The organism is Nocardia coffeae (assembly GCF_019890715.1).
Lineage (GTDB): Bacteria > Actinomycetota > Actinomycetes > Mycobacteriales > Mycobacteriaceae > Nocardia > Nocardia jiangxiensis.
Genome location: NZ_JAINZY010000081.1, coordinates 1 through 456, shown reverse-complemented (window position 1 = coordinate 456; position 456 = coordinate 1). Strand labels below are relative to the sequence as shown.

Below are 456 nucleotides of genomic sequence, written 5' to 3'. Positions count from 1 at the left end.
CAGACGATCATGACATCAGCAACGCCGCGATTCCGCAGCTCGCCCAGGACACCGGCCCAATGCTTGGCCCCTTCACCGCCGGTGCCGACCCACAGGCCCAGCACGTCTCGCTCACCAGCGAGGGTGACTCCGACCGCGACGTAGATCGGCCGGTTGACCACCTTCCCGTCCCGGATCTTCACGAAAATGGCGTCGATCAGCACGATCGGATACACGCGTTCAAGTGGCCGCGACTGCCAATCGTTCATCTCGTCGACCACCTTGTCGGTGATCTTCGAAATCAACTCCCGAGAAACCTCCACATCGTAGATCTCAGACAGATGCTTCTGAATTTCCCCGGTCGTCAACCCCTTCGCATACAGGGAGATGATCGACTCGTCGAAACCCTCCACCCGACGGGAATGTTTCGGCACCATCCGCGGCTCGAATTCCGAATTCCGATCCCGCGGCACATCA

Annotated in this window: 1 protein-coding gene; it reads right to left on the bottom strand. The window is 59.6% G+C overall.

The window, feature by feature from the left end; all coding sequences use genetic code 11:
• On the bottom strand, positions 1 to 456 hold a 456-nt coding region (locus tag K7711_RS47125; protein ID WP_222979705.1), incomplete at both ends, for an IS256 family transposase.